A 224-nucleotide genomic window follows, 5' to 3' on the forward strand; every position below is an offset into this window, starting at 1 on the left:
TCCCGGACTTATCGGCGGTGAATTTCTACGAAAGCAACCCACATGTGACGCCGCTGTCTTGCGATTATTTCTCTGAGCGGAAGCTTTCCCGTTCGTAAGCCACTTATAAGCGATCGATCCGAGTGAGAGATCCCGCGGTGCGACAAGAGCCGCTTCGCGGAGGCGGGCCGACCACTGACGCCGCGCTGCCCCGGGAGCGATCGCTCTGGCATCCGTGGTTCGTT

This window comes from Halorubrum sp. SP3 (genome assembly GCF_005435195.1).
GTDB classification, from domain to species: Archaea; Halobacteriota; Halobacteria; order Halobacteriales; family Haloferacaceae; genus Halorubrum; species Halorubrum sodomense.